Source organism: Serratia sp. TMDUHS_CL (assembly GCF_037137105.1).
Classification (GTDB): Bacteria; Pseudomonadota; Gammaproteobacteria; order Enterobacterales; family Enterobacteriaceae; genus Serratia; species Serratia nevei.
On record NZ_JBBBDV010000012.1, the window covers coordinates 21,452 to 40,305 of the forward strand.

The window sequence follows — 18,854 nt, forward strand, 5'->3', positions numbered from 1 at the left end:
TTAGTCAAATTCCAAGTCCACCTGCTCATTGCCTACCAACGTCCGCAAGTCGATTAACAAGCGGTCGGTGGGCGTCACGCGCCAGGTTGCGCCAAAACGCAGCTTGGCTCGCGCATCTTCCCGTTGATAGTAGAGATGCACTGGAATCGTCCCCGATCGATGGGGTTCCAACGACTGACGGAGACGGTTCAAAAGCTGGTCATCAATTTGCCTGTCAGTCAGCGAGATAGCAAGCCCGCGAGCGTATTTTTCCCGGGCTTCACTGATGTCCATTACCTCGCGGGCCATCATTTTAAGCCCGCCGCTAAAGTCATCAAAGCTGACCTGTCCACTGGCGATAAGGATACGGTCTTTTTCCAACAAATGCTGGTATTTTTCTAACGCTTCGGTGAATAACATCACTTCCAGGCGGCCCGAACGGTCATCCAATGTACAGATACCGATGCGGTTGCCGCGCTTGGTCACCATCACCCGCGCGGCGACCACCAGCCCGACGGCGGTGGTCATTTTGCCCCGATCCGTCGGGTGCATGTCTTTCAAACGCTGGCCACCGGCGTAACGTTCGATCTCCTTCAGGTACTGGGTGATCGGGTGGCCGGTCAGGTACAGCCCCAGCGTCTCCCGTTCACCGTCCAGCACCACCTGCTCCGGCCAGGGGGCGATATTGGCGTAGGACTGCTCCACCTGCTCCGGCGCCTCCGCCAGCACGCCGAACATATCTACCTGGCCGATAGCTTCGGCTTTCGCATGCTGATCCGCCGCTTTCAACGCGTCGCCGAGCGAATTCATCAGCGCGGCGCGGTGCGGCCCGAGGCGATCGAACGCGCCGGACATGATCAGCTTTTCCAGAATGCGGCGGTTCAGTTTCTTGATGTCGGAGCGCGCGCAGAGATCGAACAGGTCTTTGAAGTAACCCTGTTCGCCGCTGTTGCGCGCCTCGATGATGGCCTCGATCGGCCCTTCCCCCACGCCTTTGATGGCGCCGATGCCGTAAACGATCTCGCCGTCGTCGTTGACGTGGAAGTGATACAGGCCACTGTTGATGTCCGGCGGCAGGATCTTCAGCCCCATGCGCCAGCATTCGTCCACCAGCCCCACCACTTTGTCGGTGTTGTCCATATCGGCGGTCATTACCGCCGCCATAAACTCGGCCGGATAGTGCGCCTTCAGCCACAGCGTCTGATACGACACCAGCGCATAGGCGGCGGAGTGCGATTTGTTGAAGCCGTAACCGGCGAATTTCTCCACCAGGTCGAAAATTTTCACCGACAGTTCGCCGTCGATGCCGCGTGATTTCGCGCCGTCTTCAAAGCCGCCGCGCTGCTTGGCCATTTCGACCGGGTTCTTTTTACCCATCGCACGGCGCAGCATGTCCGCGCCGCCCAGGGTATAGCCGGCCAGCACCTGGGCAATCTGCATCACCTGTTCCTGATACAGGATGATGCCGTAGGTCGGTTCCAGCACCGGCTTGAGCGACTCGTGCTGCCACTGGATATCCGGGTAGGAGATCTCTTCGCGGCCGTGCTTGCGGTCGATGAAGTTATCCACCATGCCCGACTGCAGCGGCCCCGGACGGAACAGCGCCACCAGTGCGATCATGTCTTCGAAGCAGTCGGGCTTCAGACGTTTGATCAGATCTTTCATGCCGCGCGATTCAAGCTGGAACACCGCCGTGGTTTCCGAGCGCTGCAGCATGTCGAAGCTTTTCTTGTCGTCGAGCGGAATGGCGGCGATATCGATCGGTTCCAGCCCGGTCTTGGCGCGCCGGGCGTTGATCATCTCCAACGCCCAGTCGATGATGGTCAGGGTACGCAGCCCGAGGAAGTCGAACTTCACCAGCCCGGCGTATTCCACATCGTTCTTGTCGAACTGGGTCACCGGATGGTGCCCTTCGGCGTCGCAGTACAGCGGCGCGAAGTCGGTGATTTTGGTCGGCGCGATCACCACGCCCCCGGCGTGTTTACCGGCGTTACGCGTCACCCCTTCCAGCTTGCGCGCCATGTCGATCAGCGCCTTGACCTCTTCGTCGGCCTCGTAAATTTCCGGCAGCTGCGGTTCGGCGGCGAAGGCTTTTTCCAGCGTCATGCCCGGATCCGGCGGCACCAGCTTGGAGATGCGATCAACGAAGCCGTACGGATGCCCCAGCACGCGGCCCACGTCGCGGATAACCGCTTTCGCCGCCATGGTACCGAAGGTGATGATCTGCGATACCGCTTCGCGGCCGTACATCTCCGCCACGTGCTCAATTACCTGGTCGCGCTTCTCCATGCAGAAATCGACGTCGAAGTCGGGCATCGAGACACGTTCCGGGTTCAGGAAGCGTTCGAACAGCAGGTCGAATTCCAACGGATCGAGGTCGGTGATTTTCAACGCATAGGCCACCAGCGAACCGGCACCGGAGCCGCGCCCCGGCCCCACCGGCACGTTGTTGTCCTTCGACCACTGAATAAACTCCATCACGATCAGGAAGTAGCCGGGGAACCCCATCTGGTTGATCACCTTCAGCTCGACGTCCAGACGCTCGTCGTATTCCGGGCGGCGCTGCGCGCGCACTTCAGGATCGGGGAACAGGAACTCGAGACGCTCTTCCAGCCCCTCTTTCGATTTGAGTACCAGGAAGTCCTCGGTGCTCATGTCGCCGGTCGGGAACTGCGGCAGGAAGTATTCGCCGAGGCGAATGGTGACGTTGCAGCGCTTGGCGATCTCGACGCTGTTCAGCAGCGCTTCGGGGATGTCGGCGAACAGCTCGCACATCTCGTCTTCGCTGCGCATGTATTGCTGCGGGCTGTAGTTGCGCGGCCGCTTGGGATCGTCCAGCGTAAAACCGTCGTGGATGGCGACGCGAATCTCATGGGCGTCGAAGTCGTCTTCCACCAGGAAGCGTACGTCGTTGGTGGCCACCACCGGCAAACCGCGTTCGGTGGCCAGCGCCACCGCCGCATGCAGGTAGTTCTCTTCGTCCGGGCGGCCGGTGCGGATCAGTTCCAGGTAGTAACAGTCCGGGAAGTGCTGCTGGTAGAAGTCCAGACACTGATCCACCTGCGCCTGGTTGCCGCGCAGCAGAAACTTGCCGACGTCGCCCTGACGCGCGCCGGAGAGCAGAATCAGCCCTTCACGATGTTCAATCAGCCAGTCGCGATCGATGGTCGGGCCGGCGGCCCCGTAGCCACGCTGATAGGCGCGGGAAATCAGCAGCGTCAGGTTCTGGTAGCCTTCGTTGTTGCTGGCCAGCACCGTCAGCTGAGCCAGCTCGTCGCCCAGCTCTTCGCTTTGCACATGAAAATCCGCGCCGATGATCGGTTTGATCCCGGCGCCGTGCGCGCTGCCGTAGAACTTCACCAGCCCGCACAGGTTGGTGAAATCGGTGATTGCCAGAGCAGGCATGGCTAACGCGGCGGCTCTTTTCACCAGCGGCGCCGTCTTGGCCAATCCATCAATCATGGAGTAGTCACTGTGGACGCGCAGGTGAATAAAACGAGGTTCGGCCATCTCCAGATACCTGATTGAAGGGGCTCAGCAGGCTGAGCCCGGGTTAATGCTATCGTCGAGCCTGGTCAACCAGGCCCGCAGACTACAGCGCCAGCGCCCTTTTCACCGGCGCGAAGCTGCGGCGGTGATGCTCGGTGGCACCCAGCGCGGCCAGCCGCTCCAGGTGGAGGGCGGTCGGGTAGCCTTTATGCTGCGCGAAACCGTAGTCCGGGAACTCGCTGTCCAGCTCGGCCATTTCACGATCGCGCGTGACCTTTGCCAGAATGGAGGCCGCGCTGATCTCCGCCACGCGGCTGTCGCCCTTCACCACCGCCTGCGAACGCATCGGCAGCTTCGGGCAACGGTTACCGTCGATTAAAACCATGTCCGGCGCGATATGCAACCCGGCCACCGCGCGCTGCATCGCCAGCATGGTGGCGTGCAAAATGTTCAGCTGGTCGATTTCCGCCGGCTCGGCGCGCCCCAGGCTCCAGGAAAGCGCCTTGGCGACGATTTCGTCATACAGCGCCAGGCGGCGTTTTTCACTGAGTTTCTTGGAGTCCGCCAGCCCGACGATCGGCTGCGCCGGATCGAGGATCACGGCGGCGGTAACCACCGCGCCAACCAACGGGCCGCGGCCCACTTCGTCCACACCGGCAATCAGCGTGGCAGCGGGATAGATAAAGGGTTCAATCATGCTTTCGCCAGCTCCAACACAGCCTGAGCGGCCTGTTCGTCCGCACCGCAACGGATGCTTTGGTGCAAGGTAAGGAAAGTCTGTTTCAGCGCCTCGGTTTGCGGGCTCTCTTCAAGCAGCGGCATCACGGCGGCGGCCAGTTTGTCCGGCACGCAGTCATGCTGCAGCAGCTCGGTGACGATCTCGCGCCCCGCCAGCAGATTCGGCAGCGAAACGTAAGGCGTTTTCACCAGCTTCTGCGCCAACCAGAAAGTGAACGGCTTCATGCGATAGCCCACCACCATCGGGCACTTGGCCAGCATGCACTCCAGCGCCGCCGTGCCGGACGCCAGCAGCGCCGCGTCGCTGGCGATCATCGCCTCGCGCCCCTGGCCGTTCAGCAGGTGTACGGTCAGGTCCGGCGCCACTTCCGCCTTGATGCGCTCAAACTGCTCGCGCCGTTTGGCGTTAACCAGCGGCACCACCACTTCAAGCTCGGGATAACGCGTGCGCAGCAGCTGCGCTGTTTTGAGGAAGTCGGCGCTCAGCATCTCGACTTCGGCGCCGCGGCTGCCCGGCAGCAAGGCCAGGCAGCGCGCCTGCGGATCGATGCCAAGCTGAGCGCGCGCCGCCAGCCGATCGGGTTGCAGCGGCATGGCATCTGCCATGGTATGGCCGATAAACCGGCAAGGCACGTTGAAGCGATCGTAAAACGCTTTTTCGAAAGGGAGAAAGGCCAGCACCAGATCGGTGGCTTTGCCAATTTTGAAAACGCGCTTTTGCCGCCAGGCCCACACGGAAGGGCTGACGTAGTGAATGGTGCGGATGCCGCGCTGCTTGAGGCGGCCTTCCAGCGTGATGTTGAAGTCCGGCGCGTCGATGCCGACAAACACGTCCGGCCGCAGCTCGCCGAAGCGGCGGGTGAGATCCTTACGGATCTTCAACAGGCGTGGCAAGCGCTCAAGCACTTCCACCACGCCCATGACCGCCAGCTCTTCCATTTCGTACCAGGCTTCGCAGCCTTCTGCCTGCATCAGCGGGCCGGCGACGCCAACGAAACGCGCGTCGGGGATCTGCGCCTTGAGCGCGCGGATCAAACCGGCGCCGAGAATGTCACCGGAGGTTTCTCCGGCGACCAATCCGATAGTCAATGGACGATTCGACATAACTCAGCGAATGATGCCGCGGGTGGAACGGGTGAAGAAATCGAGGTACAGCTGCACCACCGGTTGCTCTTTAGCCAGGGCTTCGATTTCCGCTTTCGCTTCATCCAGCGTTTTCTCGCTGCGATACAGGATCTTGTAGGCGTTACGAATCGCCTGCATTTCATCCTTGTCAAAACCGCGACGCTTCAGGCCAATCGCATTGACGCCGAACGGTGTCGCGTGGTTGCCCTGAGCGATGACGAAAGGAGGCACGTCCTGAGCGACGCCGGAACAACCGCCTACCATCACATGCGCACCGATAACGCAGAATTGGTGGATCGCCGTCATGCCGCCGATGATGGCGTGATCGTCGATTTCCACGTGTCCGCCGAGCGTAGCGTTGTTGGCCAGCACACAGAAATTACCGACCACGCAGTCATGCCCGATATGCGTATTGACCATCAGCAGGTTATCGTTGCCCACTTTGGTCAGGCCAGTGCCCTGCGCGGTGCCGCGGTGAATGGTGACGCTTTCGCGGATGCGGTTGCGATCGCCCACTTCAACGCGCGTCGGTTCGCCCGCGTATTTCAGATCCTGATTCACTTCACCGATGGAGGCGAACTGATAAATCTGGTTATCGCAGCCGATCTTGGTAATGCCGTTCACCACCACGTGGGATTTCAGCACCGTGCCGGCGCCGATTTCCACCTGGGAGCCGACGTAGCAGAAAGGGCCGATATGCACGTTGGCGCCGATCACTGCGCCTTCTTCGACTATCGCGCTAGGATGGATAAAGGCGGTTTGGTCAATCACGGATTAAGCCTCCCGGCTGCGGGCACACATCATGGTTGCTTCGCAGACAATTTTACCGTCAACGGTCGCCACGCCTTTGAAGCGAGTCAGGCCGCGGCGAGTTTTCTCGAAGGTGACTTCCATGACCATCTGATCCCCTGGCACCACAGGACGCTTGAAGCGTGCTTCGTCGATACCGGCGAAGTAATACAGCTCGCCCGGCTCCAGTTTGCCGACGCTTTTAAACGCCAGGATACCGGTGGCCTGCGCCATGGCTTCCAGGATCAATACGCCTGGGAAAATCGGTTTGCCAGGGAAGTGGCCCTGGAAAAACGGTTCGTTCACCGATACGTTCTTCACCGCACGCAGATATTTGTGCTCTTCAAACTCGAGGACGCGGTCGACCAGCAAGAACGGGTAACGGTGAGGAAGCAGATCCAAAATTTCTGCAATATCCAGAGTATGAGTGTCAGTAGTCAAAATACTCTTCCTGTCTCTAAAAACTGATGGCATCAACAACACGGCCTGCGCTGACCCCAAAAGGAGATCATCATGCAGGCCGCAAATTAACATCTCTTTGCGCTTTTGGTCTCACGACCAACGCGTTTCGTTTTGTCCCCGCCAGGGCGGGCGGCAATGATTAGTCTTTTCCGACTTTACGTTCGACAGCTTTCAAGCGCTTGCTGATCTCATCGATATTCATCACCAACGCAGCGGTTTTACGCCAAACCTTGTTAGGCTGCAACGGAATGCCCGAAGAGTATACCCCAGGTTCGGTGATTGGTCGCATAACCATTCCCATTCCGGTAACAACAACCTTGTCGGCAATCTCCATGTGACCGTTGATCACGCTGGCACCGCCGATCTGGCAGTAGCGGCCGATTTTCAGGCTGCCGGCCATGATCACGCCGCCGGCGACGGCGGTATTGTCGCCAATCACGACGTTATGTGCAATCTGGCATTGGTTGTCGATGATAACACCATTCCCGATTTGGGTGTTATCCAAAGCGCCGCGGTCAATGGTGGTGCAAGCGCCGATTTCGACGCGATCGCCGATAATCACCGTGCCCAACTGAGGGATTTTGATCCACTCGCCGCGCTCGTTCGCATAGCCGAAACCGTCCGCGCCGATCACGGTGCCGGACTGGATCAGGCAGCGCTGGCCGATTTCAACCGCATGATAAATCGTGACGTTCGCCCACAGACGCGTTCCCGCGCCGATGCGTGCGTGTTTGCCAATGAAGCAGCCCGGGCCGATAACCACGTTATCGCCCAGCACCGCACCCGACTCGATCACCGCGTTCGCCCCAATGGCGACGTTGTGCCCCAGCTGCGCCTCAGGCGAGATCACCGCGCTTGGCGCGATATCCTGCGCCGGTGCCGGCGTGGTGTCCATCAGCTGCGCCATGCGCGCGTAGGTCAGGTAAGGGTTCTTAACCACCAGCGCCGCAGCACGGCAGTGTGGTAAATCCGCTTCGGTAAGCACCACGGCGCTTGCCTGGCAGGAAGACAGCTGCTCTTGATAGCGGCTGTTTGACAAAAACGTGATTTGGCCAGGCTGTGCCGAATGCATAGAAGCAATGCCGGTGATGACGAGATCGCCATCACCGTGCAATTGTGCATCCAACTGCTGCGCTAAATCAGCCAGTCGAATTGAAAGCATGTGTTATTTAACCTGTTTCAGCACGTCAGCAGTGATATCTTTGGAAGAGTCTGCATAGGCAACGGCGTTGGCGTCGATCACCACGTCATAACCGCCTTTGCTGGCAACAGATTTCACAGCGTCCTGGATACGGCTCAGGATCTTGTTACGCTCTTCCATCTGGCGACGACGGTTGTCCTGCTCGAAAGCCTGCGCTTTCTGAGAGAACTGCTCGCGCTGTGCCATCACGTCTTTTTCCAACTTGCTGCGGTCGCTGGCTTTCATGGTAGCGCCGTCACGCTGCAGACGTTGCATTTTGGTCTGCAGGCTACGTTCCATGTTCTGGAGTTCGCTTGCACGGCCTTTAAACTCGTTTTCCAGCTGTTTAGCGACCGCTTCGCGGGCCGGCAGCTGTTGGAAAATGCTGGAGACGTTAACGACAGCGATCTTATCTGCTGCCTGAACGCCAGCTGAAGCAGCCATTGCTAAACCGAGGCCTGCGGCACACAACCACTTTTTCACTATAAACTCCTTACCATCACCCATTTGTGTCATATGACACTGAAGTACACAATTTGCCAGACTTATCCCACCAAACAATGAGAATCATCTCCCTCTGCCGGCGGGCGCCTGGCCATTGCGATTCTTAATAACTGTTATGCCCAGAGGCGAGACCCGTTACCAGGTCTTACCGATGTTAAACTGGAACTGTTCGGACTTGTCGCCTTCGTATTTCTTGATCGGGTTGGCGTAAGAGAACACCAACGGCCCCAGCGGCGACATCCACTGCAGCGCGATACCGGCGGAGGAACGAATATTGCCCGCTTTACTGTAGTCAGGCACGCCGTACATCAGCGTTTCGTCGGTATTCTTCCACTTGGTATCCCACACGGTACCGGCATCGATGAACAGCGACGTCCGCACGGAGTTGGCGTATTTCTCGCTGATGAACGGCGTCGGAGTGATCAGCTCCAGGCTGGCCACCGCCATGGCGTTACCGCCCACCGCGTCATCCGAGCTACAGATGCTTTGACGCGTGGTGGTGCTGCCGGCATTGAACTGGCACTGGTACGAGTTGGAGTTGTAATACACCGCCTTCGGACCGATGGTGTTGGACTGGAAGCCACGCACGGTGCTTGAACCACCGGCATAGAAGTTCTCATAGAACGGCATTTCCTTGCCGCCCAGCCCATCCGCGTAACCCAGACGGCCACGGCCCAACAGCACCCAGGTGCGATCGTCATTGATCGGCACGTACTGAACGCTGTCCAGCGTCACCTTGTAGTATTCGTTGTCCGAGCCCGGAATGGTGACCTTGCCGTTCAACGTGGTGCGGTTACCCGACGTCGGGAAGTAGCCGCGGTCCAGGTTGTTGTAGGTCCAGCCCAGGTTCAGGGTAAAGTCGTCCGTCGAGTAGCTGGCGCGGTCAGTCTTGTTCGCATCCACGCCCATCGAGTCGAGATAACGCCACATGGCGATCTGCGGCTGCATGTTCGACAGACCGTTGTGGACGTAGCCCAGGCCGGTACGCAACGAGTTGTTTTCGTTGATCGGGAAGCCCAGCGTGCCGTCGACACCGTAACTCTTGTTGGTGTAGTCCGACAGATCCGCGTTATCCGCTTTAAAGTCGTTGTAGAACACGCGGCCGCCCAGGCTCACACCGTCAACGGTGAAGTACGGGTTAGTGACCGAGAATTCGGTATAGGTTTGGTAGTCGTTTTTGGTGCCGCTGATGCCGACCGAGTAGCCGGTACCCAACCAGTTGTCCTGCTGCACGCCGGCCTGGAAGCTGACGCCGCTCTCGGTGCCGTAACCGACGCCGAAGTTAAAGGTACCGGTGTTGCGCTCTTTCACCTTGTAGGTCACGTCGACCTGATCGGCGGTGCCCGGCACGCGCTGGGTTTCCACGTCAACCGTTTCGAAGTAGCCCAAGCGGTTCAAGCGTTCTTTGCCCTGCTCGACCTGCTCGTTACCCAGCCAGGCGCCTTCCATCTGGCGCATTTCGCGACGCAGTACGGAATCCTTGCTGGTGTCGTTGCCTTCGAACTTGATGCGACGCACGTAGAAGCGGTTGCCCGCGTCGACGTTGACGTGCAGCTTGACGGTTTTATCCGCGTCGTTGATCTCCGGCTGAGTGCCGACGCGCGGGTAGGCGTAACCATAACGGCCCAACATCGTTTTGATGTTGTCTTCCATTTTGGTCACCTTGCTGCCGTTATACAGCTCGCCCGGTTCGATCTTGGTGATCTGAGCAACTTCCGCCGAGTGGCCGGCCAGGTTGCCGTTCACGACAACATCGGAAAGCTTGTATTGATCGCCTTCGGTGATGTTGATGGTGATGTAGATGCCTTTTTTATCCGGCGTCAGACTCACCTGGGTAGAATCGATGTTGAAGCGGGCATAGCCGCGATCCAGATAGAAGCTGCGCAGGGTTTCGAGATCGCCCGCCAGTTTTTGCTTCTGGTATTTGCGATCGCCGACCAGGTTCCACCACGGCACCTCATCACGCAGCTGGAAGCGCGAGATCAGTTCGTCGTTGGTGAAGGCATGGTTGCCGACGATGTTGATTTGTTGAATCTTGGCGGAGACCCCTTCCGTGAACACCAGCTTCAGGTCGACACGGTTGCGCGGCAGCGGCGTAACCACGGCTTTCACCGAGGCGCTGTATTTACCGACGCTGTAGTAGAAGTCTTCCAGCCCTTTTTCAATGCTGGAGATCGTGGTGCGGTCGAGCGCCTCGCCCACCCGGACGCCGGAGGCTTCCAGGTTCTGCTTAAGCATGTCATCCTTCACCGACTTGTTGCCGGAGAAAGTGATGCTGGCGATGGTAGGACGTTCCTTCACCTGCACGATCAACGTATTACCATCGCGCAGTACGCGCACGTCCTCGAAGTTGCCGGTGGCAAACAAGGCTCGGATGGTATTACTGATGTCATCGTCAGTGACGGTATCGCCGACGCGAACCGGCATGTTGAGTAACGCCGCACCGACGGCGACTCGCTGCAGGCCTTCGAAATGAATATCTTTCACTACGAACCCGTCTGCACCGTATACGGTGGCGCTGCCAAACAGCAGCGACGCTATGAGCAACTTTTTCATCGCCATCGTTGTTATGCGTTCTTCCTAACCTATCCCCGCCCCTAGAGGCGGGAAAAATCATTGAAAAGTGCAAGACCCATCAACAACACCAGCACGATCGAACCTATGCGGTAGCTGTAGTCCTGTACTCGCTCGGAAACCGGCCCACCCTTCAGCTTTTCTATCGCCAGGAAGAGGAGATGCCCACCATCTAACACCGGTAATGGGAACAGGTTGATGATCCCCAGGTTGACGCTAATCAACGCCAGGAACATCAGATAATACACGAACCCGACTCCGGCTGACGCCCCTGCTCCCTGTGCAATCGAGATCGGGCCACTCAGGTTGTTCAGCTTTACATCACCGGTTATTAATTTGCCCAGCATGTTAACCGTCAGCCGCATCAGCTGCCAGGTCTTGTCGCCGGCCTGATACAGCGCCGGGAACGGTCCATACTGGCGAATCGTCTTATACTCGTCCGGCAGCGGCAGCACCTTTGGAATGATGCCTGCAAAACCCACCGATTTGTCTTTTCCCACCGGCTTTGTATCCGGTATCAGCGTCAAAGACAAGGGGGCGCCGTTTCTTTCAATCTCCAAAACCAGCGGTTGCCCCGGGCCATCGTGGATACGCTTCACCAGCGTCTGCCAACGACCCAACGGCTGACCATCGACTTTAACGATCCTGTCCCCCGCTTGTAAACCCGCCTTTTGCGCCGCCGAGTCAGGCTGCACTTCCGCCAACACGGATTCAATCTGCGGGCCGCGCGGCATAATGCCCAGCGCGACAACGGGATCCTGCTTGTCCGGCTCAAAGTTCCACTGGCGCAAATCCAGGGTTTTGGTCACTACCTGCGAAGAGCCGAATGGCGCAACGCCGACTTCGGTTTGTGCATCGCCAATCTTCGCCACCAGCGCCAGACGAACTGACTCCCAATCAGGCGTTTCGATGCCGTCAACCGACTTTAGTTCCATGCCAGACGAAATTTCGGCCTTGGCGGCGATGGATTGCGGCGCGATTTCGCCGATCACCGGGCGGAAACTCGGCACGCCGATGATGAACACCAGCCAGTAGGCAAGGATAGCAAACAGGAAGTTGGCGATGGGGCCGGCGCTGATGATGGCCGCGCGCTGCCAGACGGTTTTGTTGTTGAAGGCCTGATGGCGCATTTCCGGCGCCACCGACTCCACGCGCTCGTCCAGCATCTTCACGTAGCCGCCGAGCGGAATCAAGGCAATGACGTACTCGGTGCCCTGGCGATCGGTGCGGCGCCACAGCGCGCGACCGAAGCCGATGGAGAAACGTTCAACGCGCACGCCGCAACGGCGGGCAACCCAAAAGTGTCCGAACTCGTGCACGGTTATCAAGATACCGAGCGCAATCAGAAACGCCACCAGGTTCCAAAGCACGCTGACCATCATCCCTCACTTTCCGTCATCGACGGATTAAAACACCAACAGCATCAGGCAGGCAAACACCGGCACCGCCGCGGTCAGGCTGTCGATACGATCCAGTATGCCGCCATGACCGGGGATCAAATGACCGCTGTCCTTGATGCCCGCTTCGCGTTTGAACATGCTTTCGGTCAAATCGCCCAGTACCGAAGCCAGCGCGGCGAGCACCGAACAGGCCAACAGGGTGGTCGGCACCACATTCAGTGGCGCATAGCGGCCGAACAGCCAGGAGATTACCGCCGACGTCAACAACCCGCCGATCAGCCCTTCCCAGGTTTTGCCCGGTGAGACCTTCGGCGCCAACTTATGCTTGCCGAACAGCTTGCCGAACATGTAGGCGCCGGAATCCGCGCCCCACACCAGCAGCATCACGTACAGCAGCCACCAGGCGCCAGTAAACGGGTTTTGCTCGTAGCCGTACTGGCGCAGCGCCAGCATGCCCCAGAAGAACGGCACGATGGTCAGCAGGCCGAACAGCAGGCGCAGCGGGCGCGAGTTGCGCCAGATAGCGGCCGAGCCGGGGTAGAACAGCACCAGCAGCAGCGCCGCCAGCCACCAGACCAGCGACAGCCACAGCGAGCCGCTCACCTGCGGCACGGATTGATGGTACGCGGGAACGCTGAGCATCATCAGCGCCAGCAGAAAACCGCACAGTATCGCCAGCCAGATGCGCTGCGAACGGGAGGTAAAACCGGCCAGTTGGCCCCACTCCCAGGCTGCTAACATGCACACGACGAGCGTTACCAGAGCAAAGGCCAGCGGCGGCAACAGGAACAGCGCCGCGATAACGATCGGGATTAAAATCAGAGCAGTTATGAGGCGATACTTCAGCAAAAGTTCTCCCTAGGACGCATCGGCGCCGATAGGTGTTGTTCCCCCGAAGCGGCGCTCACGTTGTGCAAATGCATTCAGCGCACCTTCAAAGACAAGTTCATCGAAATCAGGCCAGAGCACATCCGTAAAGTAAAGTTCAGCATAGGCGATTTGCCACAGCAGGAAGTTACTGATGCGATGCTCGCCACCGGTGCGGATAACCAGATCCACCGGCGCCAGGTCGCTCATGCAAACCCGCTCGCTCAATAATTCCTCGCTGATCTGATCCGGGTGCAACTCTCCCACCCGTACCCGTTCGGCCAGCTCCCTTACTCCCTGAATGATATCCCAACGGCCGCCGTAGTTGGCAGCGATATTGAGCGTCAGGCCATCGTTATTTTCCGTCAGCGCTTCAGAGCGGCGGATCCGCTCCTGCAAACGCGAGCTGAACCGGCTGATATCGCCGATCACCCGCAACCTGACGTTATGTTTATGCAGGCTTTTTACTTCACTATCCAGAGCACGGACAAAAAGCTCCATCAGGGCGGAGACTTCCTGCACCGGACGGTTCCAGTTTTCGCTGCTGAAGGCATAAAGCGTGAGCGCATCTAAATGGTGGCTGGCGGCAAAACTGACCGCGCGGCGAACCGATTTCACCCCTGCTTTATGACCGAAGACACGTAACTTGCCCTGACGTTTGGCCCAGCGTCCGTTACCGTCCATGATGATGGCGACATGGCGCGGCCCCGGGGAAGATGGATTAGCCTCTTGTTGGTTTGCGGACGACATAACTCGTACTTATTTCCTCAATAGAAATATAACTGCCTTTCCGGAACATCAGGCCCTTACGCGCAAAAAAAGCCGTGTGCCCGACACGGCTTTCAGCCTGCCCTCGCGATGCCCGGCGCAGCCGGGTCGCCATTGACGCACAGGGCGCCAATCGGGCCATAATTCAACGGTATAACCGCTGACAGGTGGCGCAGACTATACCACCTCAGCGGAGCATGAACAAACGGCCCCGCTGCGGCATACGCGAATTACGAGCAAAATCGGATAATCGCCGTGCTCAACCGCGCAACGCGCGAACGCGCTCCTCGGCGGCGGCGCGCGCCTGGCGGTCAATGTCTAAGACCGCTTCGATGCACGTCGGTTCCTGCAGCGCGAGGCGCTCGACGACCTGCCGGTTGACCGCGGCAATGTCGGTAAAGCGAATCTGCTGCTGCAAAAATGCCGCCACGGCGATTTCATTCGCCGCGTTCAGTGCGGTGGTCGCCGCCTGGCCGGCGTCGAACGCTTCGATCGCCAAATACAGGCAAGGATAGCGCTCGCGCTCCGGTTCGGCGAAGGTCAGCGAACCGATGCGGCAGAAGTCCAGCGCTTCCACGCCGGAGTTTACGCGCTGCGGATACGCCATCGCATGGGCGATCGGCGTGCGCATATCCGGCGTACCCAGCTGCGCCAGCACGCTGCCGTCGGCATAGCGCACCATCGAGTGAATCACCGACTGCGGGTGCAGGATCACTTCCATTTGCTCGGCCGAGGCGTTAAACAGCCAGCGGGCCTCAATGTATTCCAGACCTTTGTTCATCATGGTGGCGGAGTCCACCGAGATCTTGCGGCCCATCGACCAGTTCGGGTGGGCACAGGCTTGATCCGGGGTCATCGCGGCGAACTGCTCCAGCGGCGTGGTGCGGAACGGGCCGCCTGAGCCGGTAAGCACGATGCGCGAAACGCCATGACTGTCCAGGGAAGAGTATCCCAACTGACGCTGAATGCTCTCAGGCAAACTCTGAAAAATCGCATTGTGCTCGCTGTCGAGCGGCAGCAGCTGCGCCTGGCTTTGCCGAACCGCGTCCATAAACAGACGGCCGCAGGTGACCAGCGACTCTTTGTTGGCCAGCAACACCTGCTTGCCTGCGCGGATCGCCGCCAGCGTCGGCAATAGCCCTGCGGCGCCGACGATGGCCGCCGTCACTTGATCGACGTCATCCAACGCCGCCAGTTCGCAGGCCGCTTGTTCCCCGGCTAAGACCTCGGTAGCGACGCCGTTTTCCGCCAGAATGGCGCGCAGCTCGCGAGCGGCGCTTTCCTCAGCCATCGCGGCGAAGGCGGGCCGGAATTCCATGCATTGCTGCGCCATGACCGCGACGTTGCGGCCGGCCACCAGTGCTTTGATCGCAAAACGGTCGGGATTCGCCCTGACCACGGCCAGGGTGCTGGTCCCTACCGAGCCGGTCGAGCCAAGAATGGTCAGTTGCTTCATGAGTTCACTCTGAATAACTGTCTGATGAGATCGGAGGTGCTCCAGTGTGGAACCTTGGACACCGCTTGTCCATGATCTTTCAGTACGATGAAACGGGATCTGCGCCACAAAAAACAAAGCGCCGCCCAGGCGACGCTTTTTTTCTGCGCGATGCTGATTAGAAATCCATCAGCTCTTTTTCTTTCTCTGCCAGCGCGGCATCGACCAGCTTGATGTAAGCGTCGGTCATTTTCTGAATCTCGTCTTGTGAACGACGTTCTTCGTCTTCGCTGATCTCTTTGTCTTTCAGCAGCGCCTTGACCTTGTCGTTAGCGTCGCGACGCACGTTACGCACCGCTACGCGGCCCTGCTCGGCTTCGCCGCGTACGATCTTGATCAGATCCTTACGACGTTCTTCGGTTAGCGGAGGCAGCGGAACGCGAATGTCAGAGCCGGCGGAAGACGGGTTGAGGCCCAGATCGGAGCTCATGATCGCTTTCTCAACGGCCTGGCTCAGGCTGCGGTCGAACACGTTGATTTTCAGCGTGCGGGAGTCTTCCACGGTCACGTTGGCCAGCTGGCGCAGCGGCGTAGCGGCGCCGTAGTATTCCACCATGATGCCGTCCAGAATGCTTGGAGAAGCGCGGCCGGTGCGGATCTTGCTGATTTGGTTTTTGAATGCTTCTACGCTTTTTTCCATGCGTGAATCAGCATCTTTTCTGATTTCATTAGTCACGTTGCAAACCCTTGGAAGCTGGTTACTTGGCAGGCGATACTCAAGTATAGCCCGTAATCGTACTCGGAGAGCGCGCGGCGCCTGGCGTCACGCGCACCGAAAAAGGGGTGTGAACAGCCTTATTTGCTGATCAGCGTACCTTCGTTCTCACCCATCACCACGCGGCGCAGCGCGCCAGGCTTGTTCATGTTGAACACGCGGATCGGCAAGCCGTGATCGCGGGCCAGCGTAAACGCCGCCAGATCCATCACTTTCAGCTCGCGCTCCAGCACGTCCTGATAGGTTAATTGTTCATACAGCGTCGCATCCGGGTTTTTCACCGGATCGGCGGAGTATACGCCATCCACTTTGGTGGCTTTCAGCACCACGTCCGCTTCGATCTCGATACCGCGCAGGCAAGCGGCGGAATCGGTGGTGAAGAACGGGTTGCCGGTACCGGCGGAGAAGATCACCACGCGGTTGTTGCGCAGCAGGCTGATAGCCTCTGCCCAGCTGTAATTGTCACATACGCCGTTCAGCGGGATCGCCGACATCAGGCGGGCGTTCACATAGGCACGGTGCAGTGCATCACGCATAGCCAGGCCGTTCATCACGGTAGCCAGCATTCCCATGTGGTCGCCCACTACGCGGTTCATGCCGGCTTGCGCCAGGCCCGCGCCGCGGAACAGGTTCCCGCCGCCAATAACTACACCGACCTGAATTCCCAGTTCGACCAGCTCTTTCACTTCCTGAGCCATGCGATCCAAAACGCTGGCGTCGATACCAAAACCTTCTGCACCTTGCAGGGCTTCGCCACTCAGTTTAAGCAGAATACGCTGATATACGGGTTTTGCATTGGTTGCCATGGTGTTCTGTCCTAAGAAGCAGTATTAGTATTGGGGATTTCAGCCGATGAAACGCGCCTGAGGTGAGAATCACGCTGCAGGGCCTGCCACCGGTGTAATTCTGGCTGGATAGTATGGAACCGCCAGACGGCGGTTCCATCGACAGTCATTAAGACTGTTTGCTCATCGCGGCAACTTCAGCAGCGAAGTCGGTTTCGACTTTCTCGATGCCTTCGCCCACTTCGAAGCGAATGAAGTTGGTCACGTCAGCGTTGTGCTCTTTCAGCACCTGAGCAACGGATTTGCTCGGATCCATAACGAAAGGCTGACCGGTCAGAGAAACTTCGCCGGTGAATTTCTTCATGCGGCCTTCAACCATTTTCTCTGCGATTTCTTTCGGCTTGCCGGACTGCATGGCGATGTCCAGCTGAACCTGGTACTCTTTTTCTACCACTTCAGCAGACACGTCTTCTGGCTTCACGAACTCTGGCTTGCTTGCCGCAATGTGCATTGCGATTTGCTTAACCAGCTCTTCGTCAGCGCCTTTAGCCGCAACCAGTACGCCGATACGCGCGCCGTGCAGGTAGCTGCCCAGCACTTCGCCTTCCAGGGAAGCAACGCGACGAATGTTGATGTTTTCGCCGATTTTTGCCACCAGCGCTACGCGCTCTTCTTCGAACTGTGCTTTCAGCACGTCAACGTCAGTGATTTTGCCGGCCATAGCGGCATCCAGCACTTTGTCGGCGAACGCCTGGAAACCGGCGTCTTTTGCTACGAAGTCAGTCTGGCAGTTAACTTCCAGAATGATGCCGTAGTTGCCTTCGATCTTGGTTTTGATCACGCCGTCAGCAGCCACGTTGCCTGCTTTTTTAGCGGCTTTGATCGCACCGGACTTACGCATGTTTTCGATTGCCAGTTCGATGTCGCCGTTGGATTCAACCAGCGCCTTCTTGCAATCCATCATGCCAGCGCCGGTACGCTCGCGCAGTTCTTTTACCAGGGCAGCGGTAATATCAGCCATTTATTTTTCCTCGGTTATCTCGCGTGGAGACAGTTCTCATTCAGATAAGCAAAGGGGGCCTTTACAGGCCCCCCTAACCAACATATGTCAATACCTGGTTAATAAGGGCTCAGTGACGAGCTTGCCTTATTATTCAGCTTCTACGAAGCCTTCTTCCGCCTGAACGGCCAGATCTTGAGAACGACCTTCACGCACAGCGGCAGCAACGGCAGTCAGGTACAGGTTTACTGCACGGATTGCGTCGTCGTTACCAGGGATGATGAAGTCAACGCCGTCTGGGTTGGAGTTGGTATCAACGATAGAGAATACCGGGATACCCAGGTTGTTGGCTTCTTTGATCGCGATGTGCTCGTGATCGGCATCGATAACGAACAGTGCGTCTGGCAGACCGCCCATATCTTTGATACCGCCCAGGGAGTTTTCCAGCTTGGCCAGTTCACGAGTGCGCATCAGCGCTTCTTTCTTGGTCAGCTTGTCCAGGGTGCCGTCTTGAGACTGGATTTCCAGATCTTTCAAACGCTTGATGGACTGACGAACGGTTTTCCAGTTAGTCAGCATGCCGCCCAACCAGCGGTGGTTCACGAAGAACTGGTCACAGCTGTTAGCAGCGTCTTTTACCGCTTCGCTTGCTGCGCGCTTGGTACCAACGAACAGGATCTTGCCTTTACGGGAAGAGATCTTGCTCAGTTCAGCCAGAGCGGCGTTGAACATTGGTACAGTCTGCTCCAGGTTGATGATGTGAACCTTGTTACGAGCGCCGAAGATGAAAGGCTTCATCTTCGGGTTCCAGTAACGGGTCTGGTGACCGAAGTGAACACCAGCCTTGAGCATGTCGCGCATGGAAACAGTTGCCATGATTAAACCTCTATAGATTAATTGGGGTTATGCCTCCACGTATCCCATAGCGCCGACCCTGGCGGCGACAAGTCACCTCAGGGCACCCCGGCGGATGTGCCGATACGT

The 18,854-nt window shown here is 58.3% G+C and carries 16 protein-coding genes; all 16 read right to left on the bottom strand.

From position 1 onward, the window contains the following. The 16 genes from dnaE to rpsB all read right to left on the bottom strand — a co-directional run bounded on the left by dnaE (nt 1) and on the right by rpsB (nt 18,746). Nucleotides 1-3,489, bottom strand: a complete 3,489-nt coding sequence (gene dnaE / locus WCL58_RS19725; protein WP_019455764.1) for a DNA polymerase III subunit alpha — start codon at nt 3,487-3,489, stop codon at nt 1-3. A gap of 82 nt (nt 3,490-3,571) precedes the next feature. Beyond that, on the bottom strand, nt 3,572-4,165 hold the full coding sequence (gene rnhB, locus WCL58_RS19730; protein ID WP_033654126.1) for a ribonuclease HII: 594 nt from the start codon (nt 4,163-4,165) through the stop codon (nt 3,572-3,574). Continuing rightward, nucleotides 4,162-5,310: a lipid-A-disaccharide synthase gene (lpxB, locus tag WCL58_RS19735; RefSeq protein ID WP_033635734.1), complete on the bottom strand. Its 1,149-nt coding sequence runs from the start codon at nt 5,308-5,310 to the stop codon at nt 4,162-4,164. Before lpxB ends, rnhB begins: the two co-directional genes overlap by 4 nt. Nucleotides 5,311-5,313: 3 nt before the next feature. After that, nucleotides 5,314-6,102 carry an acyl-ACP--UDP-N-acetylglucosamine O-acyltransferase gene (gene lpxA / locus WCL58_RS19740; protein WP_047729988.1) on the bottom strand — a complete coding sequence of 263 codons (789 nt, stop codon included), beginning with the start codon at nt 6,100-6,102 and terminating at the stop codon, nt 5,314-5,316. 3 nt (nt 6,103-6,105) lie between these two features. Beyond that, nucleotides 6,106-6,561, bottom strand: a complete 456-nt coding sequence (fabZ, locus tag WCL58_RS19745; RefSeq protein WP_004931962.1) for a 3-hydroxyacyl-ACP dehydratase FabZ — start codon at nt 6,559-6,561, stop codon at nt 6,106-6,108. 160 nt (nt 6,562-6,721) lie between these two features. After that, on the bottom strand, nt 6,722-7,744 hold the full coding sequence (gene lpxD, locus WCL58_RS19750) for a UDP-3-O-(3-hydroxymyristoyl)glucosamine N-acyltransferase (protein WP_048234602.1): 1,023 nt from the start codon (nt 7,742-7,744) through the stop codon (nt 6,722-6,724). A gap of 3 nt (nt 7,745-7,747) precedes the next feature. After that, a complete protein-coding gene (gene skp / locus WCL58_RS19755) occupies nt 7,748-8,245 on the bottom strand; it encodes a molecular chaperone Skp (protein WP_004931958.1) in 498 nt (165 codons plus the stop codon). 156 nt (nt 8,246-8,401) lie between these two features. Continuing rightward, nucleotides 8,402-10,828: an outer membrane protein assembly factor BamA gene (gene bamA / locus WCL58_RS19760; RefSeq protein WP_060441357.1), complete on the bottom strand. Its 2,427-nt coding sequence runs from the start codon at nt 10,826-10,828 to the stop codon at nt 8,402-8,404. Nucleotides 10,829-10,863: 35 nt separating this feature from the next. Next, on the bottom strand, nt 10,864-12,219 hold the full coding sequence (rseP, locus tag WCL58_RS19765; RefSeq protein ID WP_060423133.1) for a sigma E protease regulator RseP: 1,356 nt from the start codon (nt 12,217-12,219) through the stop codon (nt 10,864-10,866). Nucleotides 12,220-12,246: 27 nt separating this feature from the next. Continuing rightward, nucleotides 12,247-13,089 carry a phosphatidate cytidylyltransferase gene (gene cdsA / locus WCL58_RS19770; RefSeq protein WP_047729987.1) on the bottom strand — a complete coding sequence of 281 codons (843 nt, stop codon included), beginning with the start codon at nt 13,087-13,089 and terminating at the stop codon, nt 12,247-12,249. Nucleotides 13,090-13,098: 9 nt separating this feature from the next. Then, the gene (ispU, locus tag WCL58_RS19775) at nt 13,099-13,857 is read right to left on the bottom strand and encodes a (2E,6E)-farnesyl-diphosphate-specific ditrans,polycis-undecaprenyl-diphosphate synthase (RefSeq protein ID WP_049198255.1); all 759 of its coding nucleotides are present in this window, start codon (nt 13,855-13,857) and stop codon (nt 13,099-13,101) included. 277 nt (nt 13,858-14,134) lie between these two features. After that, on the bottom strand, nt 14,135-15,331 hold the full coding sequence (ispC, locus tag WCL58_RS19780) for a 1-deoxy-D-xylulose-5-phosphate reductoisomerase (RefSeq protein ID WP_060423065.1): 1,197 nt from the start codon (nt 15,329-15,331) through the stop codon (nt 14,135-14,137). 157 nt (nt 15,332-15,488) lie between these two features. After that, entirely contained in the window at nt 15,489-16,046 is a 558-nt protein-coding gene (gene frr, locus WCL58_RS19785; protein WP_004931943.1) for a ribosome recycling factor, read from the bottom strand. Between the two features lie 119 nt (nt 16,047-16,165). Further along, on the bottom strand, nt 16,166-16,891 hold the full coding sequence (gene pyrH, locus WCL58_RS19790) for a UMP kinase (protein WP_004931940.1): 726 nt from the start codon (nt 16,889-16,891) through the stop codon (nt 16,166-16,168). A gap of 148 nt (nt 16,892-17,039) precedes the next feature. Next, the gene (tsf, locus tag WCL58_RS19795) at nt 17,040-17,891 is read right to left on the bottom strand and encodes a translation elongation factor Ts (RefSeq protein WP_033635739.1); all 852 of its coding nucleotides are present in this window, start codon (nt 17,889-17,891) and stop codon (nt 17,040-17,042) included. 129 nt (nt 17,892-18,020) lie between these two features. Then, nucleotides 18,021-18,746 (bottom strand): 30S ribosomal protein S2, encoded by a 726-nt coding sequence (gene rpsB / locus WCL58_RS19800; RefSeq protein WP_016929891.1) that lies wholly within the window; start codon nt 18,744-18,746, stop codon nt 18,021-18,023. Nucleotides 18,747-18,854: the final 108 nt, after the last annotated feature.

Coding starts and splice junctions, on each gene's coding strand:
- lpxD (WP_048234602.1), bottom strand. CDS start 7,744: ATGCTTTCAATTCGACTGGCTGATTTAGCGCAGCAGTTGGATGCACAA.
- rnhB (WP_033654126.1), bottom strand. CDS start 4,165: ATGATTGAACCCTTTATCTATCCCGCTGCCACGCTGATTGCCGGTGTG.
- bamA (WP_060441357.1), bottom strand. CDS start 10,828: ATGGCGATGAAAAAGTTGCTCATAGCGTCGCTGCTGTTTGGCAGCGCC.
- lpxB (WP_033635734.1), bottom strand. CDS start 5,310: ATGTCGAATCGTCCATTGACTATCGGATTGGTCGCCGGAGAAACCTCC.
- ispU (WP_049198255.1), bottom strand. CDS start 13,857: ATGTCGTCCGCAAACCAACAAGAGGCTAATCCATCTTCCCCGGGGCCG.
- dnaE (WP_019455764.1), bottom strand. CDS start 3,489: ATGGCCGAACCTCGTTTTATTCACCTGCGCGTCCACAGTGACTACTCC.
- tsf (WP_033635739.1), bottom strand. CDS start 17,891: ATGGCTGATATTACCGCTGCCCTGGTAAAAGAACTGCGCGAGCGTACC.
- rpsB (WP_016929891.1), bottom strand. CDS start 18,746: ATGGCAACTGTTTCCATGCGCGACATGCTCAAGGCTGGTGTTCACTTC.
- pyrH (WP_004931940.1), bottom strand. CDS start 16,891: ATGGCAACCAATGCAAAACCCGTATATCAGCGTATTCTGCTTAAACTG.
- rseP (WP_060423133.1), bottom strand. CDS start 12,219: ATGGTCAGCGTGCTTTGGAACCTGGTGGCGTTTCTGATTGCGCTCGGT.
- ispC (WP_060423065.1), bottom strand. CDS start 15,331: ATGAAGCAACTGACCATTCTTGGCTCGACCGGCTCGGTAGGGACCAGC.